Source organism: Pseudomonas sp. R4-84 (assembly GCF_054130985.1).
On record NZ_CP096390.1, the window covers coordinates 1,777,786 to 1,802,877 of the forward strand.

Consider the following 25,092-nt stretch of genomic DNA (forward strand, 5'->3'; position numbering starts at 1 on the left):
GACTGGTTCGGGGATTTTTTTTGCCTGTCGTTTGGCGCTTTTCAATGCGAGCGGCGGGGAGGCCAATCGCGAGCAAGCTCGCTCCCACAGGGGATTTTTGAGCGCCGAAGACCCAATGTGGGAGCGAGCTTGCTCGCGATTGGCGCGACTCGGTTTGCGATCAGTCGAACCGATAAATATCCATCCCCAGCGTCCCCATGGTAAATCCAGCATGGGCAACGCTGAACGTACCACCGGCTCCGCGGGCGAAATACAGCGGCAACAAATGCTCGTCGCTGGGATGGCTGCGCACGGCATGGGGAGCCTGGCGGCGGTAGTCATGCAGTGCCGTCTCGTCGTTCGACGCCAGCCTGGCAACCATCCAGTCGCGAAACGCCTTGGCCCACGGCTCGATGCTGTCGGGGCCGGCGTTCCAATCCAGGTCCCGCAGGTTGTGGGTGATGCTCCCGGAGCCGATCACCAGCACGCCTTGTTCCCGCAGGCTTGCCAATGCGCGGCCCACCCGCGTTTGCAGCGTTGGCCCCTGACGGCTAGGCAAAGAGACCTGTACCACCGCAATATCCGCCTCGGGATACATCAGTGACAGCGGCACCCAGACGCCATGGTCGGCGGGCCGTCCCGTGTCGAGGCGTGCCGGCAGCTGCGTGGCGTTGAGCAGGTCGGCGACCTGTGTTGCCAACCGAGGATCGCCTGGGGCGGGATATTGCACCTTGTACAGGTCGGGTGGAAAACCACCGAAATCATGCCAGGTGCGTGGCCGTGGGTTGGCGCTGACCAGCAGCTCATCACTCTCCCAATGAGCTGAGACAACGACGATGGCCTTGGGCCTGGGCAACTGCGCGGCAAGGCGAGTCAGGGCCTGACCGCTTTCGCCGGGCTCCAGGGCAAGCATGGGGGAGCCATGGGAGATAAACAGGCTGGGCAGCATCGACGGGCTCCTGAGGGTTAAGATGTGTCATCTTCTGTCAGGTCAATGATCGAAATCTAATACAAGTTTTAAGCTGTTTTGATCGAATTTATGGAGCGAACCCCATGGACCCCGAGTTTTGGCACAAGCGTTGGTCAACCAACCAGATCGGCTTTCATCTGCCTGAAGTGAACCCTTACCTGCGGCGTTTCTGGCCTCAGTTGGGGTTGCCTGAAGAGACGCGAGTGTTGGTGCCCTTGTGCGGCAAGACGCTGGATCTGCTGTGGTTGGCGCAACAAGGTTTTTCCGTACGGGGGATTGAGCTGTCGGAAAAAGCCGTCACTGATTTTTTCCAGGAACATCAGCTCCAGCCGAACGTGAGTGAGGAGGGAGCCTTCAAGATATTTCGTGCCGGCGCCATTGAAATCCGTTGCGGTGATTTCTTTGCGTTGACGCCTTTGGACGTAGCCGATTGCGCGACGTTGTATGACCGCGCTGCATTGATCGCCTTGCCCGAGCCGATGCGTGAGCGGTATGCGGCCCATCTGCAGAGCATAATGCCGGACTGTGTCGGGCTGGTGATCACGCTGGATTACAACCAGGACGAGATGCCTGGACCTCCGTTTTCGGTAGGGCATGACGAGGTGCAGCGGTTGCTGGGTGGGGCTTGGGAGTTGCAGGTCTTGCACGAACAGGATGTGCTGGGCGAGAGTTGGAAGTTCTTGCAGGCGGGCGTGAAGCGGCTGGATGAGCGGGTATATCTGGTATCCAGTCGTGGGGTGCATTCAATGACCCCATCGTTGAAAAGTCCGCCCCCGCGCTTGGAATAGCAAAAAAAAGCCCGCATTGCTGCGGGCTTCTTTTTGAGGCTCTAGCGATCAACCACGGCGACGCAGTGCGTCAATCCGCTCTTCCAGCGGCGGGTGGCTCATGAACATGCGGGCCAGGCCCTGCTTGATGCCACCGTTGATGCCAAAGGCATTCAGGGTGTCGGGCATGTGCACTGGCAAACCTTGCTCGGCGCGCAGGCGCTGCAGGGCGCCGATCATGGCGCTGGTGCCGGCCAGGCGGGCGCCGGCGTCATCGGCGCGGAACTCGCGTTTGCGCGAGAACCACATGACGATCGCACTGGCGAGGATACCCAGCACCAGCTCGGCGAAAATGGTCGCCACGTAGTAGGCGATGCCTTGGCCTTCTTCGTTCTTGAAGATCACCTTGTCGACAAAGTTGCCGATGATGCGGGCAAAGAACATCACGAAGGTGTTCACCACGCCCTGGATCAGCGCCAAGGTCACCATGTCACCGTTTGCCACGTGGCCGATCTCGTGAGCCAGCACCGCCTTGACTTCATCCGGTGAGAACCGCTCGAGCAAGCCCTGGCTTACCGCCACCAGTGCATCATTCTTGTTCCAACCGGTCGCGAAGGCGTTGGCCTCGTAGGCCGGGAATATCCCGACTTCGGGCATCTTGATACCGGCTTCGCGAGACAGTTGCTCGACGGTCTGCAGCAGCCATTGTTCGTGGCGAGTGCGCGGCTGGCTGATGATCTGGGTACCGGTGCTCATCTTCGCCATCCATTTGGAAATGAACAGCGAGAACAGGGAACCGGCGAAACCGAACACCGCACAGAAGATCAGCAGCTGATTGAGGTTGAGGTCAACCCCGTTGGCCGCCATGAACCCGTTGAAGCCGAAAAGGCTCAGGGTGATGCTGGCAATCAGCACGACCGCCAGGTTAGTGGCCAAAAACAGCAGGATGCGCATCATGGTGGTAGCAATCTCCTCATGCTAAAGATGTAGCGTTATGCGGGGTATATAAGGTGCTGCCGCAGGCTATTCAACTCGCCTACTATTTCAAACTGTGTCCTACACGCGTCCTAAATGTTTGAAAGACTTTTCTGAAAGTGATCGTGGAATCGAGATTTGTCGCCCTTGCCCCGTGAACGTTGAGTTTCCTCTTCCTTAGGTCGCTGGTTTCCCAGTGTAGAAGGCCTGCCGGCGCGCAAAGATTGGATATGTTGCTGAATCAGACAGCGTGCGAGGCGAGGGGCCTCGCACGCTGACCGGGCTACTGGCGGTAGGACTTTAGGAAATTGCCGATGCGTCCGATGGCCTGGTCCAGGTCATCGACTCGCGGCAGGGTCACGACACGGAAATGATCCGGCCATGGCCAGTTGAACGCCGTGCCCTGGACGACCAGCAGCTTTTCGGAAAGCAGCAGGTCGAGGACGAATTTCTCGTCGTTGTGGATCGGGCAGATTTTCGGGTCGATGCGCGGGAACGCATACAAGGCGCCCATCGGCTTGACGCAGCTGACGCCTGGGATGTTGTTGAGCAGTTCCCAGGTGCGGTTGCGTTGTTCCAACAACCGGCCCTGGGGCAAGACCAGGTCGTTGATGCTCTGGTAGCCGCCCAATGCCGTCTGGATGGCGTGTTGGCTCGGCACGTTGGCGCACAGGCGCATGTTGGCCAGCATGTCGATGCCTTCGATATAGCTCTGGGCGTGATGCTTGGGCCCGGAGATGGCGATCCAGCCGGAGCGGAAGCCGGCGACGCGATAGGACTTCGACAAGCCGTTGAAGGTCAGGCAGAGGAGATCCGGCGCCAGGGACGCGGTGCAGACGTGCACGGCATCGTCGTACAGGATCTTGTCGTAGATCTCGTCGGAAAACACTACCAGGTTGTGCTGACGGGCCAGTTCCAGCATGCCCAGCAGCACTTCTCTGGAATAGACGGCGCCGGTGGGGTTGTTCGGGTTGATGATCACCAGGGCCTTGGTGTTCGGGGTGATCTTGGCCTTGATGTCCGCCAGGTCAGGGAACCAGTTCGCCTGCTCATCGCACAGGTAATGCACCGGGTTGCCGCCGGACAGGCTCACGGCAGCGGTCCACAGCGGATAGTCCGGCGCCGGCACCAGGACTTCGTCGCCGTTGTTGAGCAAGGCTTGCATGGACATGACGATCAGCTCGGACACGCCGTTGCCCAGGTAGATGTCCTCGATGCCGATGCCTTCGACCTGCTTCTGCTGGTAGTACTGCATCACGGCCTTGCGCGCACTGAACAGACCTTTGGAGTCGCTGTAGCCCTGGGCGGTCGGCAGGTTGCGGATGACGTCCTGGAGGATTTCATCGGGGGCTTCGAAACCAAAGGGCGCCGGGTTGCCGATGTTCAGCTTGAGGATGCGGTGGCCTTCCTCTTCCAGGCGTTTGGCGTGCTTGAGCACCGGGCCGCGAATGTCGTAGCAGACGTTGGCGAGCTTGTTCGATTTGCTGACCTGCATGGCGATGTGTTCCCGAAAATGAACGATCCAGGCGGCGTGTGAACTACCGTACTGGGGATCCTGCGTCTGTGCCCGGGCCGGACGCGGTAGATGCGCCACAATCCATTTGAATGCGCATGACGTGGCTGCCAGACTGGCGCCTGACGAGGCGCAATCATACGTGCCGCCCGATCTGCGGAAAAGCGTCGGATCGGGCTTTTTCAATTGCCGAGGTAGGACGATGGAAAAGTTGCAGAAAACCCTTGAAGAGTGGCGTGAAATGCTCGACCCGGAGCAATACAACGTCTGTAGGCTCAAAGGCACCGAGCGACCGTTCTCCGGCAAATACAACGGGACCAAGACCGACGGTGTTTACCACTGCATCTGCTGCAACGAGCCGTTGTTCGATTCGATGACCAAGTTCGATTCCGGCTGTGGCTGGCCGAGTTTTTATGCGCCCATCGAAGGCAGCGCGGTGGTGGAAGTGCGGGATGTCAGTCATGGCATGATCCGCACCGAGGTGGTCTGCGCCAAATGCGACGCGCACCTGGGACACGTCTTCCCCGACGGCCCGCCGCCCACCGGCCTGCGTTACTGCATCAACTCGGTGTGCCTGGATCTCGTGCCTCGGGAGTAACGTTCTACGCGGTCCTTTGTGGCGAGGGGGCTTGCTCCCGCTGGGTGGCGCAGCCGCCCCAACGCTGTTTGCCAGACGGACCGCGTCAGCTGGGTTTACGACGGCTGCGCCGCCGAGCGGGAGAAAGCGCCCTCGCCACAACACCCATGGCTCATCACAACAGTCACAGCAGCCTCATGGTCCGTGAGGTGTCCCGAGAATTAAATTGCACGCAATTTAATTGGTCGCTATCTTAATTCTCCCAACCTCTTCAGGAGCTGCCCTCATGACCGACAATCTGCTAAGCATCCCGTGCACGACCATCAAGGGCGAGCAAAAGACCCTGGCCGATTTTTCCGGCAAGGCCGTGTTGGTGGTCAACACCGCCAGCCAATGTGGTTTCACGCCGCAGTACAAGGGGCTCGAGGCGTTGTGGCAGTCCTACAAGGACCGGGGGCTGGTGGTGCTGGGTTTTCCCTGCAATCAGTTCGGCAAGCAGGAGCCAGGCAACGAGGGGGCGATTTCTGAGTTTTGCGAGCTCAATTTCGGCGTGAGCTTTCCATTGTTCAAGAAGGTCGAGGTCAACGGTGCCAATGCCCATCCGTTGTTCGTGCAGCTCAAGCAGCGGGCACCTGGGGTACTGGGGTCCAAGGGCATCAAATGGAATTTCACCAAGTTCCTCATCGGCAAGGACGGCCAAGTGGTGAAGCGCTTTGCCCCGACCACCAAGCCCCAAGACCTCACCGCCGAGATCGAAGCCCTGCTCAAATGAATGATCTGTCAGTCGATTCGCTGAAGCTCGACAGCCAGTTGTGCTTCAAGTTGTACGCCGCGTCGCGGGCGGTGATTCGGGGTTACAAGCCGATGTTGGATCAGCTTGGCCTGACCTATCCGCAATACCTGGCGATGCTCGTACTGTGGGAATGGCAGGTGAGCCCGCCGGAGCAACCGACCGTCAAAGCCCTGGGCGAACGCTTGCTGCTTGATTCCGGCACGCTGACGCCGTTGCTCAAGCGCCTGGAACAACTGGAGCTGGTCCAGCGGCAACGATCGGCACGTGATGAACGCGAAGTGCATTTGAGCCTGTCGGAGCGCGGGCGAACCTTGCGTGAGCAGGTCGGCCCGCTCAAGGCTCGCTTGCTGTGTGACAGCGGTATCGATCTGGATCGCGTGGGAGAGCTACGTGACGGCCTCGATCATTTGTTGGCCCAGATCAAAGCGCTGACGTAGTGGGCACCCATTGGTCCAGCAATGCGGCCAGTTCTTCGCGACGGAACGGCTTGGATAAATAGTCGCTCATGCCGGCGGCCCGACAGCGCTCACGTTCTTCGGGCATGGCGTTGGCGGTCAGCGCGACAATCGGCAGGTCGGGCCAGCGCCCGCTGCGGCGGATCTGCCGGCTGGCTTCGTAGCCGTCCATGACCGGCATGTTGCAGTCCATCAGGACCAGGTCGAATTCCCGCTGTTCGAGCTGATCCAGGCCCTCGGCGCCGTGGGCCGCGACAACCACTTCACAACCCAGTTTGACCAGCATGCCCTTGGCCACCAGCTGGTTGACGGGGTTGTCTTCCACCAACAGGACACGAGCACGCAGGGTGGGCGGCAATGCGTCGATCTGCGCCTCATTGATCGTGGTCGCCTCGCTTTGCAAGGCGCGACGCAGGACCTGATAAAGCGCATGGCGCGCCAGCGGCCGGGCCTGTTGCAGCAATGGGGCGAGGGCGCTCGCTTCTTCGCTGGGCATGAAACTGCCATAGGCGGTAACCAGCAGAATGGTGGCGTCGAAGGTCGGCCGCAGGTTGAACAGGCATTCCGGGCAATCGGTGATCAGGATGTCGGGCTTGAGCCCCAGCAGCCCGTCATCCACGGAACGTTGGACATAATCCAATCCCCAGGCGGGTAGCAACATGCCCAGCAGTTCGGCCAGCCCGCTGTTCGCGGTGGTGATGGCGACGACGTTGCCATGCAAGCGTACGACGGGGACGGCAGGGGTGTGGCAAGGCAACGGCAGGTCGGCACAGAACTGGCTGCCGAAGCCGGCCTCGGAACTGATCGTGAGCCGGCCCTGCATGGCTTCGCAGAGGTTGTAGGTCAATGCCAGCCCCAGCCCGGTGCCGCCGAACTGGCGGGTAATGCCTGCGCCGGCCTGGGTGAACGGCTGAAGGATCCGCGCCTGGGCCTCCTGGGGGATGCCGATGCCCGTGTCGCAGACCTCGATCCGCACGCCGCCCTCATACTGGCTCAAGCGCACATCGACCCGGCCGAAGCGGGTGAACTTCAATGCGTTGGACAGCAGGTTGCTGACGATCTGGCGGACGCGGGTCGGGTCGCCCAGTACCTGCGCGGGAAACTGCGGCTCGATCAGGCACGCCAGTTCGACGCTCGGGGCGGCATTTTGTGAAAGCAGGTTGGCGGTGTCTTCGACCAGGGAACCCAGGTCGAACGGGATGCGTTCGAGCTCCAGCTGGCCGGCATCGAACTTGGACAAGTCGAGGATATCGTTCAGCAACTCGACCAGCACTTTGCCCGAATCGTGGGCGATCGACAGCTGTTGCTGCTGTTCAGCGGTCAGTGGGCCATCCAGGGACAGGGCGATCATACCGAGCAGGCCATTGAGTGGCGTGCGGATCTCATGGCTCATGTTGGCGAGGAATGCAGAACGGGTGTCGGCCATGTCCAAGGCGGTACGCCGGGCGACCTCCAGTTCTTCGTTGGACTGGCTGAGGCGGGCATTGATGGCCTTGAGTTCGGCGGTGCGCGCCGAAACGATATTTTCCAATTGCGCCAGGTAATCGGTGAGGCGGTTTTCAGCCGTGCGTCGCTGCTGGATCTCGGTGGAGATATTTTCGAACTGCTGGTTGGCGACTGAAACCAGCACGCCGATTTCGTCGTATTGGTGGCCGGAGGGGCATTCCAGTGGGCTCTGTTCGCTGCTACTGGGATCGCGGCTGCTCAGCTCGCGGATGACGCGCACCAAGGGCTTGGTCAGCATGACGTAGAAAAGCGCCAGCAACAGGCCGGTCAGGATCAGGCTACGAGCGAAACCGTTGAGCAGGGTGATCTCGGCCCGTCGCAGGAAGCGACTGCCGAACGAATAGGTGTCGACATCCAGCCGCAACACTCCCAGGGACTCGCCGGGCAGATGGGTCAGGTAGAGCCGGTCTTCGAACTGGCGCTGGGCGCCAAAGAGAAAGTCGCTGATGAACCGATTGTTGCTCTGCAGTTCGGGACGTTTGACGCTGGCCAGGACCGTATTGTTGTTGTCGATGAGTTCGGCACCGATGATGGCCGGCGAGCGCAACAGGCCCAGGGCCAGTTCCTGAGCGAGTTCGGCGTCGATGTTGTAGGCGATGCGCGAGGCCGGGTTGTGGCTGATTTCCAACAGCGAGAGGATTTCACGGTTGATCGATGCGTCTTCGCTGGCATAATCGATGCCGATCTGTCCCAGGCTTAATAAAGTACCCAGCACGAAACCCACCAGGACGGTCAGTCGGGCCTGTTTGTACGACAACCGTTGGGTGAACCTGATGTCCATGGAATGGTGAACCACTTACGTTTCCCTTCGCCGGTCAAGCATAGCTGATCATCTCTGAATATCGGTGCGGCCGGTATGTAGTGTGTGAAACAGACCCGCCATCGGCTTCGTCGTTTCGTCGCTGTAGCGTCATCATTACCGTGAACCTGTCCGAGGAGAAGACGTGGACGCCCGATTGATCGCTTTTCTTGAACGCGCCGATGCGGTGCTGACCCGTATCGAGCCCTTTTTGCCTGCGCCACGGCCCGCCATCGACTGGAACCAGACCCTGGCCGCCCGTTGGCAGCGCGACGGGCGCGGCGGTTTTCTCCTGCCGCTCCAGGTCAGCCTCGATATGCGCTTGTCGGACCTGATCGGCGTTGATCGCCAGGTCGAACAGTTGGGGCGCAACACCCGGCAGTTCATCGATGGCATGCCTGCCAACCACGCCTTGCTGTGGGGCTCGCGCGGCACGGGCAAGTCTTCGCTGGTACGTGCGTTGCTGGCCGAACATGCTGGCCAGGGCCTGCGCTTGATCGAGATCGAACGCGATCATCTGGCCGATCTGCCTCGGGTGGTCGAGCAAGTGGCGAAATTGCCCCAGCGCTTCGTGGTGTTCTGCGATGACTTGTCGTTCGAGTCCGGCGAAGGTGACTACCGCGTACTCAAGAGCGTGCTCGACGGATCCCTCGAACAGGCCCCGGACAACGTGCTGCTGTATGCCACCTCGAACCGTCGTCATCTGGTGCCGGAAAAGGAAAGCGACAACGAGAACTGGAAGCGGGTCGACGGCGAGCTTCATCCGAGCGAAGCCGTGGAGGACAAGATTGCCTTGTCTGACCGTTTCGGGCTTTGGCTGTCGTTTTATCCGTTCACCCAAGAGCATTTTCTCGACGTGGTGGAGCATTGGATCGGCGAGCTCGCGGCGAAGGCCGGGCTGGCCTGGCAGCGTGACGAGGCGCTGGAAATACAAGCGGTTCGCTGGGCGACCGGACGCGGCAATCGCAACGGACGTTGCGCCTATCAATTTGCCCGTTATTGGGTGGGCCTGAAATTGCTGGAGCAAGATGCATGATCGATTTGAAAAGCACTGGCGAAGGCCTCGAAGGCTATGGCTTGTTATCGGCACAGTTGCAATCGCTGCTGGCGGATGAGCGCGATTTCATCGCCAACGCCGCTCAGTTCTCGGCGTTCCTGTTCAGTCAGCTGGACGACCTCAACTGGGCCGGTTTTTACCTCAATCGCAACGATGAGCTGGTGCTGGGGCCGTTCCAGGGGCAGATCGCTTGTGTAAGGATTCCCTTCGGTCGCGGCGTGTGTGGCGCCGCTGCGGCGACCCGCCAGACCCAGCGCGTCGAGGACGTGCATGCGTTCCCCGGGCATATCGCCTGCGACAGCGCCTCGAACAGCGAGTTGGTGGTGCCGCTGGTCAAGGACGGGCGCCTGGTCGGCGTGCTGGACCTGGACAGTCCCAAACTGGCGCGCTTCAGCGAGCATGACCAGGCCGGTATCGAACAGTTGGCGGCGATATTCCTGCGCCTGACCGATTGCTGATCATGCTTTCAATCCAGCCCTGAGCAATAGGTCGCCCGGGTCGACTTCATCGATCTGGAGCGGGTCGAGAAACGCCTCGGCGTAGCGCAGGTAGATTCTTTCTTCGATGAACAGCCCGAACAGCTCGGGATCGATATGGGCGTCACGGCACATGGTGGCCATGATGCCCAGGGCTTCGCTCAGCTTCTTGGCTTTTTTATAGGGGCGATCGGCCGCGGTCAGGGCTTCGAATATATCGGCAATCGCCATCATTCGAGCCGGCAGGCTCATCTGCTCACGCTTCAATCGCTTGGGGTAGCCGGTGCCGTCCATTTTCTCGTGGTGGCCGCCGGCAATTTCCGCAACATTTTCCAGGTGGCTGGGGAAGGGCAACTGGCTGAGCATCAGGATGGTCTGGACCATGTGGTGGTTGATCACGTAGCGCTCTTCGCGGGTCAGCGTGCCACGCGTGATGCTGAGGTTGTAGAGTTCGCCGCGGTTGTATTTCCAGGTCGGCACATCGAGCTGGAAGCCCCAGGGATTGTCCTCTGGAATCAACTCGGCCTCGTGCCGCTCGAACAGATGCTCGGGTTTGTCCATCAACAAGGGTTCATTCACGGGCAATGTCGGCTTGGGCGTGCGCGCCTGGCGGCGGTTTTCTTCCCAGGAAACCCCCAGGCGATCGTCCAGGGTCCGGGTCCATGTGCGGCGGGCGATGGTTTGCAAGCGTTGCAGGTCGGCATCGGCCATGGCTTCGGAGCCCAGGTTGCAGCGTGCAACAAAGGTGAAGTCATCGTCGAGGGCGGCCAGTGTCGCGTCGCGTTGCTCTGCCAGGGATGAGGGTTCGCCTCCGGTTGCCAGCGCCTGCCAGTAGTCGACCCAGGCGTCACGCTTGAGGACTTCGAAGCGGGTACGGATCTCGTGGATACGGTCGTTCAGGGTTTCCAGCTTGGTGGCTTTGTCCACCACGTATTCGGGCGTGGTGACCTTGCCACAGTCGTGTAGCCAGGCCGCGATGTGCAGCGCCTCCCACTCGTCTTCGGTCGGGCGGTAGCTCTCGAACGCCGGCGCCGGGCTGGCGGCGGCGGCCCGGGCGAGCATCAGCGTCAGGGCCGGTACTCGCTGGCAATGGCCGCCGGTGTAGGGACTTTTTGCATCGATCGCGCCGGCCAGCAATTGGATGAACGAGTCCAGCAATTGTTTTTGCCTGGCTTGCAGGCGCTGGCTTTCGATGCTCACCGTCGCGGTGCCGGACACGGCCTGCAGGAAGGCGATGCGATCCGGCTGGAGCTTTTCCAGGTCCGCTTCGGTGCCGGTGTCGGTGATCAGCAGAACCAGCGCGCCAACGGTTTCCTGGTGACGATTGCACAGGCGGATGCCGATCAGGTGTACCCGTGGCGCGTCCAGCGCAAGCAGGACACTGCGCAAATCGCCCGCCTGTTCGAAACCCAGGGACGATACAAGGGTTTGCGCGACGGCCAGCTCGCGAAGCCATTGGGGATTGTCCGCAGCGTCCAGTGAGTAACCTCGCAGGGCGAAGGTTTGCGGGTCCCGAGGGGAACCGTCGATGACCAGTCCGCAGGGCTTGATGTGCTCGCCATCGTTTTCGCGCAGGTAGATCAGGCCAGCCTGGGCCTGGCCAATTTTCACGGTCTCGAACAGCACTCGCTCCAGTAGCGGGGCGAAGCGGGTTTCGGCGCGCAGGCTGGCGGTGATTTCGAAAAAGCTCGCCAGGGTTTCCTTCATGCGGGCCATTGAAACGCCCAGTTGGTCAACCTCCAACACGGGGGAGCGACGGGACACCGGGTAATGGAAATTGAAACTGCGGATGGCATCGGCCTCTTGCACCAGGGCCCGCAATGGCTTGACCAGGATCCTGGAGGTCAGCCAGCCCAAGGGCAGGCACAGCAGCAAGGTGGCGAGGGTGATCAGCGCGCCTTGCCAGCGCATGCGATAGGCGCCGGCGAGCAGCTCGTCTTCCGGAACCAGCAACGCCAGTTCCAGGCCCTTCGGGCCGCCTTCCTGCATGTGGCTGCGAGAAACGATCCACTCGCGTCCTGCCGCCTCCAGGCGCGGCGTATCAGTGTCGTTGTCGAGCGCGGCGGCAATGGCCGGGTGCAAGTCGCGCGCCTTGATCAGGCGTGCCGACTGGCTGTCGGTCACCAGCCGGCCGCTGTCGGGATAACCCACGGCGTTGCCTTGCAGATCAGCCAGGACAATCTCGGTACTGGCGGTTACTTTGTGCTTGGCCAGCGTCTGGGAGAGGGCGGCCAGGGTGAGGTCTGCGCCGATGACGGCCTGATCGCCACTGCGGCGGGCGAGGGTCGTGCCGATGTTGCGGCTGGAAAAAAACACGTAGGGTTCGGTGGTGATTTGTTCGGAGGTGTCCATTGCGCTGCGAAACCAGCCGCGGCTGCGCGGATCGAAGGTCTCGCCAGAGTTGTCGCGGCGACCGATGAGCGCCAGGGCCTGATCGTAGAACAATGATTGGGAGAGCACCTGGCCTTGGTCAGCCGTGCGCTCGATGGTCCAGACCTCGTAGCGCGCGGCAGCCGGTGCCTTGATCGCCGTCTTCGAGGCCTCGGAGCCCAAAGGCCGGACCATCAGGAAATTGCCGTCGCGATCGCCCAGGTACAGCGATGCCAGGTTCGGGTTGTCCCGCAGTGCCTGGGTGAAGGGGGCGAGGAGCGTCAGTCGCTGGGCCATCCCCGGTTCGCGCGTCGCCGGGTAGTGGGCCAGCAGGCCCAGCAGATGGCGGATCGGTTCATAAGTGTCGTACAGGTCCAGGCGCACGTCCTGTTCGATTCGATTGAACAGCTGTTCGCTGCCAGACAGGATGATCTGGGTGGTTTGCCGATAGTTGAAGACGCCCAGCACCACACCGGTCAGCAGCAAGAGCAGCGTGAACATCACACTGATATGAACGTGCAGGGGAAACCGGCGTTTTTGCGGACGCGGTGCGCTGGGCATTTCCATCACTCCAAGTGTTGGGGGAGATCGCCCCCGGCTACGCACTGCTGAGCGAACAGCATAGTAAACACCGGTTATTTTGCCTTGGCGATCTCTGTTTCCAGGGCCTGCTCCAGTTCGCTCATCGCCCGGCCCAGGGCATGCGTGCATTCATCGATGCGTTCCGGCGCGAGCCCTTGTTGGCAGGCCTGCTCCAGTGTCTCGCACAGCTGGATCAATGAAGTTGCCTGCACGATACGGGCGACACCCTTTATCTTGTGTGCTGTCTCGGTGATCGCCTGTGGGTTTGCCCCTCGGGCGACGTCGAGTAGCTCCTGGCGGTCTGCGCGATTGCTGCTGAGCAGTTCCGCCAGCAGACGCTGGATGGAGACAGGGTCGCCGCCAGTCAGCATCTGCAGGCTTTGAACGTTGAAAGCGTGGGCGCGGCCGCCGGGTTTGATCGTGCTCATCCACTGATGCAGGGCGCTCAGGCTGATGGGCTTGAAGAGGCAGTCGTCCATGCCCGCCTCCTTGCAGCGTTGTTTTTCCTCGGGTTGTGCATTAGCGGTGAACCCGAGGATGGTGCAGGGCGGTCGCCGTTGTTCGGCCTCGTGTCGACGGATTGCTCCGGCGAGCTCGTAGCCGCTCATGACCGGCATGTTGCAGTCGGCGATGACCAGGTCGAAATTCCCCTCCTGCCAGGCCTTGAATCCCTGTTCGCCGTCATGGCTGACATGGTGGTGATGACCCAGGTAGTCCAGTTGTTGCGCCATCAACAGGCGATTGGCCGGATGATCGTCCACGACCAGGACGTTCAGCGCGCAGGGGGCTGTTTCAACGACAGGCGCGACGGGGGCGCGAGCCTTTGCGTCGGGCAGGATGGCCAAGGGCAGGCAAACCCGGACCTGGGTTCCTGCGCCCGGTTGGCTGTTCATGTGCAATTCACCGCCCATGACCTGGCACAGGTGGCGGCTGATCACCAGGCCCAGCCCAGCGCCCTTGCGGGCCATCCGGTTGCCATTGTCGACCTGGGCAAACGGCTCGAACAGGCGTTGCAGGTCGGCGGGGCTGATGCCGATGCCACTGTCGCGCACGTCCAGTTGCATTCGAAGGGTGTCTTCCCCGATCGTGCGTGACAGCCTCACGCTGACATTCACTTCACCTTGCTCGGTGAACTTCAGGGCGTTGCTGATGAGGTTCGAAATCACCTGCTTGAATCGCAACGGGTCCATCAGCACGTCCGGGTTACCCTCGGTTGGCTCGAATCGCAACGACAACGCCAGGTTTTTCTGCCGGGCCAGTCCTTCGAAAACCCGCATGACCGATTGCACCAGCGCCTTGAGGTCGACCCGTTCGGGTGCAAGGCCCAAGTGGCCGGATTCGATACGGGCAATGTCGAGGATATCGCCGATCAGGTCGAGCATGCCGGAAGCCGACTCGTATGCGACTTCAATCGCCGCGCGGTCCATCTGGCCCTTGTCGGCATGCTTGAGCGCCAATTCGAGCATGCCGATCACGGCATTCATGGGGGTGCGGATCTCATGGCTCATGGTGGCCAGGAACGTGCTCTTGGCCCGGTTGGCGTCGTCGGCCTGTTCCTTGGCGGCTCGCAGATCCTCGACAAGCTGTCGCCGTTCGCTGATATCGATCCAGCCGCCGATGATCCCTTGCACCTGGGCCGCGGAGTTACGGTAAGGCAGTATCCAGTGATAGATCGTCAGCTTGCGGTCACCGATGTGCAGGGGCCGATCGATGATCTGTGCGGTGCCCTGGGCCATGACGCGTCGATAATCGGCCTGGTACTCCAGCGCTTCGAAGGCGTTGCTCATGGCCCCGGGCATGATGTCCTTGCCGATCACGTCTTCGCGTCTTGCGTCGAACGTCTCCAGGTAGCTGTCGTTGCAACTTTGCAGGACCCCGTCCCGGTCTCTTACATAAATGGGATGGGGCGTGCCGTTGAGCAGGGCGTGCATGAACTCGAGCTGGTCATTGAGGGCCAGTTCCGCCCGCTGGCGTTGGCGGATCTGCCGTTGCATATAGGCATTCCAGGCCAGTGAGAGCAACAGCAAAAGGCCGGCCCCCGCTACGACCTGGAGAAACAGGCGGTTGTAGGTGCGCCATGTGCTTTCCGCGGCCGGGATATAGCCGCGCCAACGGTTGTCGATCACGCCCAGTTCATCGGGGTCGATGCTGGTCAGGGCTTTATCGAGGATGGCGCTCAGCTCCGTCGCGTTCCTGGACGTGGCCAGGGAGAACATGGCGTCGCGGGTGCCGACGGTGCTGCTGATCTGCAGCTTGCCCTGCAGCGTATGGGACGCCAGGAAATAGTTGGCCATGACCAGCGCGTTCACGCTGCCGTCGACTTGACCCTCGGCGAGCGACTGGGCGGCATGCTGCGAATCGACGGTTTCGATAATTCGCAGGTCTGGATACTGGCTGCGTAGCCATTCGATGATGGGATTGCCTTTGGTAACGGCCAGGCTCCGCGCGCCGAACTGGTCCAGCGTCGCCGGTGTGTCGGATTGCTTGCGCGTAAGCAATACAAACGAGCTGTCCATGTAGGGACGGCTGAATTTCAGCGATTTCTGTCGTTCGCTGCCAGGCAGCAACGCGGCGATCACGTCGGCTTTGCCGCCGAGGACCGCGGCGATCATTTCGTCATCGTCCTGATAACGCTGGATATCCAGGCGCAAGCCGCTGCGCAGGCGGATCAGTTCCAGCAGGTCGGCGCTGATGCCGTGGAAATCCCCGTCTGGGTCGAAAAAAGTAAAGGGCGCGAATCTTTCGTTCACCGCCACCCGGACCACCGGGTGCCGAGCCAGCCAGTCCTGTTCGCGGTCGGTCAGCTGGATTTTATGTTCGGCGAGGTACAGGTCGCTGCCTGCCCTCCAGCGCTTGGCGATTGTCGCTTGTTCGGCGATAGGGATCTGGTTGAGCGTGGTATTGACGATGTCCAACAGGCGGGTGTCGTCCTCCCGGAGCGCGAAGCCGAACCCGTGTGCCTCGTGTTTGGCAAAGCTGGCCATGCGGATGTTGTTCAAGTACCCCTTGCTGATCATGTAGTGGGTGGAGATGGCGTCGCCAAGAAAGACATCGGCCTGGCCGAAGGCAACGGCATTGATCGCGTTCTGGTAGGAGGGATACGTGTTGATGCGGGCCGTGGGGTATAGCTGTTTGACCTCCTCCAACGGCAGGTAGTGATAGACCATGCTGAGCCGCAGCCCTTTGAGGTCTTCGTTCAGCGGGCGGCTTTCATTCGTCCGGGTGACCAGCACCGGTTGATCGACAGCGTAGTGTGCCGAAAGAGCGACGCCTGAATTCTGCGCTTCGAACCCGTTGGCAGTGCCGAGCAGGTCGATTTCTCCGGCCTTGAGCGCGGCGATGGCGGCTTCCCGCGAATCGAACCGCAGTACGGTCATTGGCAGGCCGGTCGCCTTGGCGATGACTCCGGCATAATCGGCGGTCATTCCTTCGTAGTCGCGGCCACTGCTGGAAAGGTCGAAAGGCGGATAATCCGGGGCGGAGGTTCCCAGGATCAGTTCGCGACGTTCCTTGAGCCAGGCGCGCTGGGTATCGTCGAGCCTGATCTCGATATGATCCGCGGCCGCGCGACTCAGCAGCGAGTAGGCCTGAGGCAGATTCGTTGTCGCCAGGAGGAGCCCTGCATGGAGTCCTGCGGCGAACAACAAAAAGTAGCGGCTTATGCATTTGAGCATTCTGTTGTTTCTCACACCAGTGCGTTGCGTTTTGCCATTTCGATAAGGTCGACGAGGGACTTCACCTTGAGTTTTTGCATGAGTCGTTTTTTATAAGTGCTGACAGTTTTATTGCTAAGGAACATGCCTTTGGCTATTTCCTTGTTGGTCCGACCCTGGGCAAAAAGTTGCAATACCATCAACTCCCGGTCGTTGACACTTTTGAACAGGTCCAACTCGAAACTGCGTGGATCATCTGGACGAACAGGGTTAAGTGCCTGGCTGGGGAAATAGTTGTAGCCGGATAATACGGCTTTGATCGCGCTGACCAGTTCACTGAGATCTTCCTGTTTACAGACATAGCCGGAAGCCCCGGACTGCATGCAGCGAATGCCAAACAGCGTTGGCGATTGAGCCGTCAGGACCAGCGTCTTGAGGGGCGTGGTCATGGCGTTGAAGCGCGAAAGAATTTCCAGCCCGTCAAGTTTCGGAATGCTGATGTCGAGGATGACCAGGTCCGGCATGCATTCACGCACCATTTGCATCGCGTCGACGCCATTGTCAGTTTCTCCGACGACTTTATAGCCTTCATGCTCCAGCAGCATTCGGACAGCGAGGCGGATGACCGGATGATCGTCGACAATGAAAACGGAGTTCATGAATAAAGTCCCCTAGAGCTCTTATAAAGCGCGCACCTTAGCCCAGTTAAGGCTAACTCGTGCGGGGAGACCGGCATGCACGATCAATTTCAGAAGTTTCCTACAAAAAAAGAAGCGGGATACCACGACGTATTTAGGGGGGCAGGTAGGCAAGTGGAGCGAGGAGGGCATGTTTTACATTTTATTGAATATAAAACCGCGCTTTTAATAGTTGGGGAAAAGAAACTGTGCCGTTATTTCAGCGGCAGAAAATGACGAGCTGACAACCGGAAGGCTCCAGGCGCAGGCTGCAAAGCGAGCGCCAGGTCGCGTTTCCCTACCGATCGCCGGCTGCAATCGCCTGCTATTGGCGAGTGCGGCCGGTCATCTCCTGTGCCATGTCGCTTGCATAGCTGTCAGTCATGCCGGCGATGAAGTCGATCATCCGCAGGAAGGCGCTGTGAAGTGAACCTTGAGGATCGGGCGCGTTATTGCCCAGCAAGTCGAGAATCCGGCGATTCTTGAACGACGGCGTACGGCCACCGTGTTGTTCGAGGGCTGCGCCGCAGAAACCGTTGAGCAGGATCTCCAGCGTGGTGTAGGCGCCGATTTCGTTCAGGGTCTTTCGTTTGTCCTGGAAAATTTTCTTGCGGGCCATGTCCTTGGCGTTTAATACGCAACGCTTGGCAGGGCCGTGCATGTGTTCCACCAAATCGCCTTGCAGCGTGCCAGCGAGCAACGCCTCCTGCTGCTCTACGAATGCCCGTGCGGCCGCGTTGGTCAGGTGCTCGATGGCCTTGCCTCGCAGGATCGCCAGCTTTCGCCGTCGCGAATCCAGCGGCCCGAGTTGACGGTACGTCTCTGGCAGATCATCACCCACCAGGTCCAGGAGCAGCGATTCCACCTGCGGATACTCCAGCAGGTCCATTTCGACGCCGTCCTCCAGGTCGATGAGCGCATAGCAGATGTCATCCGCGGCTTCCATCAGGTAGACCAGCGGATGCCTTGCCCAGCGCTCATCCTCGATTTGCGGAAGGCCGAGTTTATGGGCGATTTGCTCCAGCAACGGCAGTTCGCTCTGGTAGCAGCCAAACTTGTGCTTCTTGTAGCCCAGGGAATCGGCGTGGCGAGCCGTCCAAGGATACTTCAGGTACGTGCCGAGGGTCGCATAGGTCAGGCGGGTGCCGCCGTCGAACTGGTGGTATTCGAGCTGCGTAAGGACGCGGAACCCCTGGGCATTGCCTTCGAAGTTGAGAAAATCGTTGCGCTCGGCCTCGCTCATTGCGTCAAGCCAGCCCCGTCCCGCCGCCTGTTGGAACCAGTAGCGGATGGCATCCTCGCCCGAATGGCCGAACGGTGGATTGCCGATGTCATGGGCCAGGCAGGCCGACTGCACCACCATGCCCAGATCACTGGGCTCACACCAGTCGGGCAGGGCGCCGCGGATGGTTTCCCCTACGCGCATACCCAGGGAGCGACCGACGCAACTGACTTCCAGCGAATGGGTCAGGCGCGTGTGGATATGGTCGTTGCTGGATACCGGATGCACCTGCGTCTTGCGCCCGAGGCGGCGGAAGGCACCGGAAAAGATAATGCGATCGTGGTCTTTGTGGAATGGACTGCGGCCCAGCTCTTCCGGGCTGTGCAGCGGTTTTCCCAGGCGTTCGCGCGTCAGCAGGGTGTGCCAATCCAAAGCCGGTTGCTCCGTTTGATGAGTCGAAGTCCTAGCTTCCCGGTTCGAGCCCCGTCCTGCAAGGGCTCAGGACCCCGATCAGTTGTGCCCGAGTGTTGCTGCGTCGACGGTCGAACAGGGCTCTTCGATGGAAGAGCCCGTCGATTCGCCTCAAGGCTTGCGCGCACTCTTGGCCAGTTTGATCAGCGGAAGCACGGCGGTCGCCAGTCGGATCAGGCGCGACAAACCACCGGAGCGGCCACTGCGGGTTCGCTTGCCACCGAGAAAGCCGAGCAGGCTCACCGCGGCGACGCCCCAAAGCGAGGCGTGCTTGAGGCCGAACCCTTCGTGCCAGCTCTGGGTGAATCCGCGTACCCGTTGCAACGGGTGCAGCAATTGTCGCGTTTCCTGACGAATTTCCTGGCGATGCATCTCCATGCGCAGGCGCACCAGTGCCTTGCGCATTTCCTGCCGCGTACGGGCTTGAGGAGCATTAGGGCGACTCATGGCAACAGGCGCTCCCGGTCGTTGGCGAGTTCTTCGAGAGTGGCGTGGAAAGGCGAGGACTCATCAAAAATCGCTGCCTTGAGCCGAAGCCCGCAGAACAGCGCCGCCAGCAGGTAGAACAGGCACAGGCCGATGATGCCCGCCAACCGATAGGTATCCCACACCAGGATCAATACCAGAGCCGACAGCCCCACCAGTAACAGCAGGCCGAAAACCAATGCCAGCCCCGCGAATAACAACAGGCTGACGGTGCGAGCCTTTTGTTCCTGCAGTTCAATACCGAACAACTCGACGTGGCTGTGCAGCAATCCAAGGAATGCCGCGCCCAGGCGACGCGCTGTTGGTTTAGTGCCCGTTTCGGGCGATCCGGATTCGTCGATGCCCATAATCAGCGCCGTGTCGCCAACAATCCGATCAAAAAGCCTACGCCCGCCGCGATGCCGACCGATTGCCAGGGATTGGCCTGTACGTATTCTTCGGTAGCGATCATGGCTGCCTGGCCGCGCTCACGCACTGAATCTTCGGTCAACTTAAGGGTTTCGCGGGCGCGCAGCAGTGTTTCGTGGATCTGGCCACGCAGTTCGTCCGCCTGGTCGCCTGCCAGCGTGGCGGTGTGATCCAGCAATCGTTCGGTGTCTTTGACCAGCGTCTGAAAATCATCCATCAACGTTTCTTGAGCAGTCTTTGCCTGGGTTCTGGCCATGGGGGTGGATCTCCGTAAGTGACGTCTGAAGCGTTCGAGTATGAGCCCAACCGGAAGGTTCAGTGAAACTGACTGGTACAACTTTTGCTCCGCCCTTTGCCATGTGCTGGTGCGCTGAGGTGTGCCGGTGCGCTGAAGCTGGGCGAAAGCCCGAAAACCTTAACCCAAATAATCAAAACCGGCGAAGCACCTCCAAGCGGGGCGTCATGTTGTCGCGTTTCATGCACCAAAGCGGTTCGGCTGCCCACCTATGGTCGGTCGTTCGGTCTCAACTTGGTGCATGACCGGCTGGGATGAACCATCACGGTGCTTTTTCAACTTCTTCAGGTCTGCCAATACCATGGAAAATCTGCAAAGTGCTGTGGACGGTCTGGTCCATAGCTCCAACACGCTGTTCATCCTGCTCGGCGCGGTCATGGTCCTGGCCATGCATGCCGGGTTCGCGTTTCTGGAAGTAGGAACGGTCCGGCAGAAGAATCAGGTGAACGCGCTGTCGAAAATCCTCAGCGATTTCGCGGTATCGACGCTGGCCTATTTCTTCATTGGTTATTGGATTTCCTACGGCGTGACTTTCCTGCAACCGGCGGCAGTTCTCAGTGCCGACCACGGCTACAGTTTGGTGAAGTTTTTCTTCTTGTTGACGTTCGCCGCCGCGATCCCGGCGATTATCTCTGGCGGGATAGCCGAGCGTGCCCGGTTCGTCCCGCAGTTATGCGCCACGGTGCTGATCGTGGCGTTCGTCTATCCGTTTTTCGAAGGTCTGGTCTGGAATGGCAATTTCGGTTTCCAGGCTTGGCTGCAAGCGCACTTTGGCGCCAGCTTCCATGACTTTGCCGGCTCCGTGGTGGTGCACGCCATGGGCGGCTGGCTGGCACTGGCCGCGGTGCTCCTGCTCGGACCGCGAAACGGGCGTTACCGGGACGGTCGTCTGGTGGCCTTCGCGCCTTCGAGCATTCCGTTCCTGGCACTGGGGTCGTGGATTCTCATCGTCGGCTGGTTCGGCTTCAACGTGATGAGCGCCCAGACCTTGCCCGGCGTGAGTGGGTTGGTGGCGGTCAACTCGTTGATGGCGATGGTCGGAGGGACCGTGACGGCGCTGGTCGTTGGGCGCAACGACCCCGGTTTCCTGCACAACGGCCCGCTGGCCGGATTGGTGGCGGTCTGCGCCGGCTCCGACCTGATGCATCCGATGGGTGCCCTGGTGACCGGCGCAATTGCTGGCGGTCTGTTCGTCTGGTGTTTTACCGCGGCCCAGGGCAAGTGGAAAATCGACGATGTGCTGGGCGTCTGGCCCCTGCATGGGCTGTGCGGCGTCTGGGGCGGTATCGCCTGCGGGATTTTCGGCCAGGACGCCTTGGGTGGCTTGGGCGGGGTAAGCCTCGCCAGCCAGTTCGTCGGCACCGCCCTCGGCGTGTTGATCGCCCTGGTCGGTGGTTTCGCGGTCTACGGTGTGATCAAGGCGGTGCTGGGCTTGCGGCTGACTCAGGAAGAAGAGTACTACGGGGCCGATTTGTCCATTCACAAGATCGGAGCGGTCAGTCAGGACTGAGCCTGTGCTACGGCTCCTTGTCCTGATTGCCGGGATAAAAGCCATGGAGCAAGCCATAGCGCTCGTGACGGACTTGATCCACATGGTGCCGCACCCGCTGCTCGGGCAGCCCGAGCATGATCAGCGCATGGGAGGCCAGCATCAGGCTCGATTCCAGCAGTTCTGGAACCACCTCGGTGGCTCCGGCTGCCTGCAACTCGGCCAGTTGGCTGTCGTCCCGGGTGCGCACGAGGATGGGCACTTGCGGGTTGACCCGCCGGGCCTCCCTCAGCACGGTCATCGCAATGTCCGTCTTGTCGACTGCAATGACCAGCAGCCTTGCGCGACCCAGTCCTACGGCGGCCAGCAGGTCGGCTCTGCGTGAGTCTCCGTAATGCACGCATCGTTCGCCGACGGACGCTTCACGAATGATGACCGGGTCATCATCCAGGGCCACGAACGCCAAGCCCTCCCGGCGCAGAAAGCGCCCGATCGATTGTCCTACCCGGCCATACCCGCAGATGATTACGTGACTCGACAAGTCGGCATTGAGAGCGCTGATCTGGTCCAGTTGCGCCTCTTCGTTGGGTTTGCGGTGCAGCCGCGCGGCCAGGCCGGGTGCGGCGCGCAGCAACAGCGGCGTCAACAGCATCGAGCAGAAGGTGGCGGCCAATAGCAGGCCGCCGATATCCCCTGGCATGAGTCGGTTCTGTTGCATCAGCGCCATCAGCGCGAAACAGAATTCACCGCCCTGGGCCAGGGCGAGGCCGCTGCGCCAGGCGGTTTCGCCGTCGCTGCCGCGCCACTTCACCAGGGCGGCCACGACGCTGCCCTTGATGAGCATCAGAGCGAGGGTCAGCCCGAGGATCAACAGGCCATCGTCGACAAACAATTGCAGGTCGATCAGCATGCCAATGCTGACGAAGAACAGCCCCAGCAAGATGTCGCGGAACGGTCGGATATCGGCCTCGATCTGGTGCCGGTAGTGGCTCTCTCCCAGCAGCATGCCGGCCAGGAATGCTCCCAGGGCGGGGGAGAGGCCGAGCAGGTGCGTAAGCCATGCCGTCAACAACACGATCACCAGGGCCAGCAGCACGAACAGTTCGGCGGACCGGGAGGCAGCCACCTCATGGAACAACCGTGGCAGCAATAGTCGGCTGGCCAGCAACAGGCCGCCAAACAGCACCAGGGTCTTGCCCAGAGTCAACGGCAACGCCCAATACCACGGGTGTTCGCTGCTGCCGGCAAATACCGGCACCAGGGTCAGGAGCAACACGGCGACGACGTCCTGGAACAGCAACACGCCGATGGCGTTCTGGCCGTGGCTGGTGAAGATTTCCCCCAGGCTGGTCAGTTCCTTGCTTACAATGGCGGTAGACGACAAGGCCAGCCCGGCACCAAGCAACACGGCCGCCGTCATCGGCACACCACTGCTTGCCAGCAGCACGCCCAATAGCAACCCAGAAGCCAGGACCTGGAGGCTGCCAAGTCCAAACACCACCCGACGCAGCTCGAGCATTTTCGATAACGAGAATTCCAGCCCCAAGGAAAACAACAGGAAAACCACCCCAAGCTCAGCCAGGTCCGGCAGCTCTTCGCTGTCGTTGACCCAGTCCAGCGCAGTGGGCCCGATGGCCAGGCCCACGCACAGGTAACCGAGTACCGGCGGCAGGCGCAGTCGCCTGAACAGGGCGATGACCACCAGGGACGAGGCAAGGATGATCAGCAGGTTGGCGTACAAGAGACACTCCGTTTCAGGGCTTGCTGGATCCAGCGTAGAACAGCAAAAAACTTGAGCATCACTGGAAAGTCATTTCAGCACAGTGATTTGCATCAGCGTTTTACCGACATAATCTGCGGCATTTTAGCCGGCTCGACGGTTGCGTGAGGTGGGCCTAGAATGGCGAACTGTCTTTTTTGGGTCTACCTGCCATGCTTCCTGAATGCCAGCTGTTCGGCACCCTGGGTTGCCATCTGTGTGAGGTCGCCGAGAGCGTGCTGATGCCTTTCGTCGAATATGGATTATTGGTGGAGTTGGTGGATATCGCCGAAAGCGAGGCCTTATCCGAAGCCTATGGGCTGCGCATTCCAGTGCTGCGCAGGGTTGATACAGGCGCCGAACTGGACTGGCCCTTCGACGATCCAGACCGGGTTGCTGCATTTTTACGTTGAACCTTCCATCGGCTGGGTCCCTACGTCGCGATTGGCGAAAAGACGTTCTTCGGTTACTGTATGCCCATACAGTTATCTGGAGTGGGTCCCTTGGTCAATGTCGAACAACTGAAAAACAGCGTGAACCGGATGTCCGTGGACGTTGTGCGCGAGGCGGTCCTGGAATTGCGTCTGGACGGGCTGGTGACCGAAGGCAAGACGCCCTTCAATAAACTTCACTTCAACACATGTTTCGCCGAGATCGAGGCGCTGTTCCAGCGCGCCGGCTACCACAAGCAGCTGGATGTGGTGGGTTATCAGGGGCTGTTGTATGCGCTGTACGATCCGGGGCGCTGGGAGGCGGTCGAGGTACTGCGCTGGCTTAAGGAATTCACCGAGGCCGCGACGAGGCCGGCGCCAATCCTTGCATGAGGCAATCATTGCTGGGCTGGCTCGTGTGACTGTCGGATAATGCCCAGTCCGCAACAGGCTGAAGAACTTTTTTAATGTCCGGTCCATCGTTTTCCGCAGCTCAGCATCAGGCCAGCACGCTTTACCTGCCGCCCGGCCCCTGGCAGACGGTATTGGATTGCCTATGCGATCACTTCAGGGCGATCAGCCGCGAGCAGTGGCTCGATCGCATCGCTCGAGGCCGGGTGCTGGACGCCGAGGGCAAGGCAATCCGCGCCGACCTGCCATACCGGGAAGGCTTGCGCGTCCATTACTTTCGGGAAGTACCGGACGAAAAGCCGATCCCGGTGATGGAGTCGATTCTGTATGTCGACGAACATCTGGTCGTGGCGGACAAACCACATTTCCTGCCGGTCACCCCAGCGGGCGAGTACGTTGAGCAGACCTTGTTGCGACGGCTGATTCATCGCCTGGACAATCCCAATCTGGTGCCTTTGCACCGCATCGATCGGCACACCGCCGGGCTGGTGTTGTTTTCAGCCAATCCGGACACCCGCTCGCGTTATCAAGCCTTGTTTCCAACGCGACGGATTGAAAAATTCTACCAAGCCATCGCTCCCGCATTGCCCGGATTGACGTTTCCCCGCGTACACAAAAGTCGGATGGTCGATGGCGAACCCTTTTTTCGCATGCAGGAGGGGGCGGGCGAGCCCAACACCGAAACGGCCATGGAAGTGCTTGAAAAAAACGGGGACCTATGGCGCTACGGTCTGTATCCGGTCACCGGGAAAAAACATCAGCTACGGGTCCATATGAACGCCTTGGGCGCGCCTATCTGTAACGATCCGTTCTATCCGGACGTGGTGCGAGACGCCGTGGATGACTTTGCCAATCCGCTCAAGCTGCTGGCTCGAGGTGTGCGTTTCATCGATCCGCTTACGGGGCAGGAACGGGACTTTGAAAGTCGGATTTCGTTGGGGTGGTAGCGAGCCGACGGTTCGAGCAGGCAA

General features: G+C 60.5%; 23 protein-coding genes. 11 read left to right on the forward strand and 12 right to left on the reverse strand.

The genetic code is table 11. The features are described from left to right. Positions 1-160: 160 nt before the first annotated feature. The gene (locus M1D68_RS08345; RefSeq protein ID WP_457969975.1) at positions 161-928 is read right to left on the reverse strand and encodes a DODA-type extradiol aromatic ring-opening family dioxygenase; all 768 of its coding nucleotides are present in this window, start codon (positions 926-928) and stop codon (positions 161-163) included. Between the two features lie 104 nt (positions 929-1,032). On the opposite strand from M1D68_RS08345, the gene M1D68_RS08350 reads away from it, so the two are divergent. Beyond that, complete coding sequence (locus M1D68_RS08350; protein WP_434650433.1) at positions 1,033-1,737, forward strand: thiopurine S-methyltransferase; 705 nt, start codon at positions 1,033-1,035, stop codon at positions 1,735-1,737. Positions 1,738-1,785: 48 nt separating this feature from the next. On the opposite strand, the gene htpX is transcribed toward M1D68_RS08350, so the two are convergent. Together htpX and M1D68_RS08360 are read right to left on the reverse strand one after the other, a co-directional pair. Then, on the reverse strand, positions 1,786-2,673 hold the full coding sequence (htpX, locus tag M1D68_RS08355) for a protease HtpX (RefSeq protein WP_003183732.1): 888 nt from the start codon (positions 2,671-2,673) through the stop codon (positions 1,786-1,788). 301 nt (positions 2,674-2,974) lie between these two features. Next, positions 2,975-4,186 carry a pyridoxal phosphate-dependent aminotransferase gene (locus M1D68_RS08360; RefSeq protein ID WP_420764791.1) on the reverse strand — a complete coding sequence of 404 codons (1,212 nt, stop codon included), beginning with the start codon at positions 4,184-4,186 and terminating at the stop codon, positions 2,975-2,977. A gap of 220 nt (positions 4,187-4,406) precedes the next feature. Between M1D68_RS08360 and msrB the strand changes: the two genes are divergently transcribed. From msrB to M1D68_RS08375, 3 genes are all read left to right on the forward strand, one after another. Continuing rightward, entirely contained in the window at positions 4,407-4,802 is a 396-nt protein-coding gene (gene msrB / locus M1D68_RS08365) for a peptide-methionine (R)-S-oxide reductase MsrB (RefSeq protein WP_420764790.1), read from the forward strand. Between the two features lie 265 nt (positions 4,803-5,067). After that, positions 5,068-5,553, forward strand: coding sequence for a glutathione peroxidase (locus tag M1D68_RS08370; protein ID WP_420764789.1), 486 nt, complete (start codon positions 5,068-5,070; stop codon positions 5,551-5,553). Further along, positions 5,550-6,011 carry a MarR family winged helix-turn-helix transcriptional regulator gene (locus M1D68_RS08375; RefSeq protein WP_434563144.1) on the forward strand — a complete coding sequence of 154 codons (462 nt, stop codon included), beginning with the start codon at positions 5,550-5,552 and terminating at the stop codon, positions 6,009-6,011. Before M1D68_RS08370 ends, M1D68_RS08375 begins: the two co-directional genes overlap by 4 nt. Here M1D68_RS08375 and M1D68_RS08380 read toward each other — a convergent pair. Further along, positions 5,995-8,316, reverse strand: coding sequence for a hybrid sensor histidine kinase/response regulator (locus tag M1D68_RS08380; RefSeq protein ID WP_434563146.1), 2,322 nt, complete (start codon positions 8,314-8,316; stop codon positions 5,995-5,997). The genes M1D68_RS08375 and M1D68_RS08380 overlap by 17 nt on opposite strands. A 163-nt stretch (positions 8,317-8,479) precedes the next feature. Between M1D68_RS08380 and M1D68_RS08385 the strand changes: the two genes are divergently transcribed. After that, a complete protein-coding gene (locus M1D68_RS08385; RefSeq protein ID WP_434563148.1) occupies positions 8,480-9,370 on the forward strand; it encodes an ATP-binding protein in 891 nt (296 codons plus the stop codon). Continuing rightward, a complete protein-coding gene (locus M1D68_RS08390) occupies positions 9,367-9,849 on the forward strand; it encodes a GAF domain-containing protein (protein ID WP_434563150.1) in 483 nt (160 codons plus the stop codon). The genes M1D68_RS08385 and M1D68_RS08390 overlap by 4 nt, the downstream gene beginning before the upstream one ends. Here the strand turns inward: M1D68_RS08390 and M1D68_RS08395 are convergent, their stop codons facing one another. The 3 genes from M1D68_RS08395 to M1D68_RS08405 all read right to left on the reverse strand — a co-directional run bounded on the left by M1D68_RS08395 (position 9,850) and on the right by M1D68_RS08405 (position 17,131). Then, entirely contained in the window at positions 9,850-12,798 is a 2,949-nt protein-coding gene (locus M1D68_RS08395) for an HD domain-containing phosphohydrolase (RefSeq protein WP_457969977.1), read from the reverse strand. A 74-nt stretch (positions 12,799-12,872) separates the two neighbouring features. Then, positions 12,873-16,493, reverse strand: a complete 3,621-nt coding sequence (locus tag M1D68_RS08400; RefSeq protein ID WP_457969979.1) for a transporter substrate-binding domain-containing protein — start codon at positions 16,491-16,493, stop codon at positions 12,873-12,875. A gap of 11 nt (positions 16,494-16,504) precedes the next feature. Beyond that, entirely contained in the window at positions 16,505-17,131 is a 627-nt protein-coding gene (locus M1D68_RS08405) for a response regulator (RefSeq protein ID WP_420764782.1), read from the reverse strand. A 75-nt stretch (positions 17,132-17,206) separates the two neighbouring features. Between M1D68_RS08405 and M1D68_RS08410 the strand changes: the two genes are divergently transcribed. Continuing rightward, positions 17,207-17,386 carry a hypothetical protein gene (locus M1D68_RS08410; protein WP_434650439.1) on the forward strand — a complete coding sequence of 60 codons (180 nt, stop codon included), beginning with the start codon at positions 17,207-17,209 and terminating at the stop codon, positions 17,384-17,386. Between the two features lie 88 nt (positions 17,387-17,474). Here M1D68_RS08410 and M1D68_RS08415 read toward each other — a convergent pair whose 3' ends face one another. The 4 genes from M1D68_RS08415 to M1D68_RS08430 form a co-directional block, all read right to left on the reverse strand. Further along, positions 17,475-18,803, reverse strand: coding sequence for a deoxyguanosinetriphosphate triphosphohydrolase (locus M1D68_RS08415; RefSeq protein ID WP_434563156.1), 1,329 nt, complete (start codon positions 18,801-18,803; stop codon positions 17,475-17,477). Positions 18,804-18,953: 150 nt separating this feature from the next. Further along, positions 18,954-19,289 (reverse strand): hypothetical protein, encoded by a 336-nt coding sequence (locus M1D68_RS08420; protein ID WP_420764780.1) that lies wholly within the window; start codon positions 19,287-19,289, stop codon positions 18,954-18,956. Continuing rightward, a complete protein-coding gene (locus M1D68_RS08425) occupies positions 19,286-19,675 on the reverse strand; it encodes a phage holin family protein (protein ID WP_434563160.1) in 390 nt (129 codons plus the stop codon). The genes M1D68_RS08420 and M1D68_RS08425 overlap by 4 nt, the downstream gene beginning before the upstream one ends. 2 nt (positions 19,676-19,677) lie before the next feature. Next, a complete protein-coding gene (locus M1D68_RS08430; RefSeq protein ID WP_420764778.1) occupies positions 19,678-19,992 on the reverse strand; it encodes a DUF883 family protein in 315 nt (104 codons plus the stop codon). 340 nt (positions 19,993-20,332) lie between these two features. On the opposite strand from M1D68_RS08430, the gene M1D68_RS08435 reads away from it, so the two are divergent. After that, positions 20,333-21,541, forward strand: a complete 1,209-nt coding sequence (locus M1D68_RS08435; protein WP_434563162.1) for an ammonium transporter — start codon at positions 20,333-20,335, stop codon at positions 21,539-21,541. A gap of 7 nt (positions 21,542-21,548) precedes the next feature. On the opposite strand, the gene M1D68_RS08440 is transcribed toward M1D68_RS08435, so the two are convergent. Then, the gene (locus M1D68_RS08440; RefSeq protein ID WP_445571550.1) at positions 21,549-23,261 is read right to left on the reverse strand and encodes a cation:proton antiporter; all 1,713 of its coding nucleotides are present in this window, start codon (positions 23,259-23,261) and stop codon (positions 21,549-21,551) included. 191 nt (positions 23,262-23,452) lie between these two features. Between M1D68_RS08440 and M1D68_RS08445 the strand changes: the two genes are divergently transcribed. The 3 genes from M1D68_RS08445 to M1D68_RS08455 all read left to right on the forward strand — a co-directional run bounded on the left by M1D68_RS08445 (position 23,453) and on the right by M1D68_RS08455 (position 25,068). After that, positions 23,453-23,692: a glutaredoxin family protein gene (locus tag M1D68_RS08445; protein WP_420764775.1), complete on the forward strand. Its 240-nt coding sequence runs from the start codon at positions 23,453-23,455 to the stop codon at positions 23,690-23,692. A 90-nt stretch (positions 23,693-23,782) separates the two neighbouring features. Beyond that, positions 23,783-24,103 carry a transcriptional regulator gene (locus tag M1D68_RS08450; protein WP_420764774.1) on the forward strand — a complete coding sequence of 107 codons (321 nt, stop codon included), beginning with the start codon at positions 23,783-23,785 and terminating at the stop codon, positions 24,101-24,103. Between the two features lie 74 nt (positions 24,104-24,177). Next, positions 24,178-25,068 carry a pseudouridine synthase gene (locus M1D68_RS08455; RefSeq protein WP_457969982.1) on the forward strand — a complete coding sequence of 297 codons (891 nt, stop codon included), beginning with the start codon at positions 24,178-24,180 and terminating at the stop codon, positions 25,066-25,068. The last annotated feature ends 24 nt before the right edge of the window (positions 25,069-25,092 follow it).

Coding starts and splice junctions, on each gene's coding strand:
- M1D68_RS08345 (WP_457969975.1), bottom strand. CDS start 928: ATGCTGCCCAGCCTGTTTATCTCCCATGGCTCCCCCATGCTTGCCCTG.
- M1D68_RS08350 (WP_434650433.1), top strand. CDS start 1,033: ATGGACCCCGAGTTTTGGCACAAGCGTTGGTCAACCAACCAGATCGGC.
- htpX (WP_003183732.1), bottom strand. CDS start 2,673: ATGATGCGCATCCTGCTGTTTTTGGCCACTAACCTGGCGGTCGTGCTG.
- M1D68_RS08360 (WP_420764791.1), bottom strand. CDS start 4,186: ATGCAGGTCAGCAAATCGAACAAGCTCGCCAACGTCTGCTACGACATT.
- msrB (WP_420764790.1), top strand. CDS start 4,407: ATGGAAAAGTTGCAGAAAACCCTTGAAGAGTGGCGTGAAATGCTCGAC.
- M1D68_RS08370 (WP_420764789.1), top strand. CDS start 5,068: ATGACCGACAATCTGCTAAGCATCCCGTGCACGACCATCAAGGGCGAG.
- M1D68_RS08375 (WP_434563144.1), top strand. CDS start 5,550: ATGAATGATCTGTCAGTCGATTCGCTGAAGCTCGACAGCCAGTTGTGC.
- M1D68_RS08380 (WP_434563146.1), bottom strand. CDS start 8,316: ATGGACATCAGGTTCACCCAACGGTTGTCGTACAAACAGGCCCGACTG.
- M1D68_RS08390 (WP_434563150.1), top strand. CDS start 9,367: ATGATCGATTTGAAAAGCACTGGCGAAGGCCTCGAAGGCTATGGCTTG.
- M1D68_RS08395 (WP_457969977.1), bottom strand. CDS start 12,798: ATGCCCAGCGCACCGCGTCCGCAAAAACGCCGGTTTCCCCTGCACGTT.
- M1D68_RS08400 (WP_457969979.1), bottom strand. CDS start 16,493: ATGCTCAAATGCATAAGCCGCTACTTTTTGTTGTTCGCCGCAGGACTC.
- M1D68_RS08405 (WP_420764782.1), bottom strand. CDS start 17,131: ATGAACTCCGTTTTCATTGTCGACGATCATCCGGTCATCCGCCTCGCT.
- M1D68_RS08410 (WP_434650439.1), top strand. CDS start 17,207: ATGCACGATCAATTTCAGAAGTTTCCTACAAAAAAAGAAGCGGGATAC.
- M1D68_RS08420 (WP_420764780.1), bottom strand. CDS start 19,289: ATGAGTCGCCCTAATGCTCCTCAAGCCCGTACGCGGCAGGAAATGCGC.
- M1D68_RS08425 (WP_434563160.1), bottom strand. CDS start 19,675: ATGGGCATCGACGAATCCGGATCGCCCGAAACGGGCACTAAACCAACA.
- M1D68_RS08430 (WP_420764778.1), bottom strand. CDS start 19,992: ATGGCCAGAACCCAGGCAAAGACTGCTCAAGAAACGTTGATGGATGAT.
- M1D68_RS08435 (WP_434563162.1), top strand. CDS start 20,333: ATGGAAAATCTGCAAAGTGCTGTGGACGGTCTGGTCCATAGCTCCAAC.
- M1D68_RS08445 (WP_420764775.1), top strand. CDS start 23,453: ATGCTTCCTGAATGCCAGCTGTTCGGCACCCTGGGTTGCCATCTGTGT.
- M1D68_RS08455 (WP_457969982.1), top strand. CDS start 24,178: ATGTCCGGTCCATCGTTTTCCGCAGCTCAGCATCAGGCCAGCACGCTT.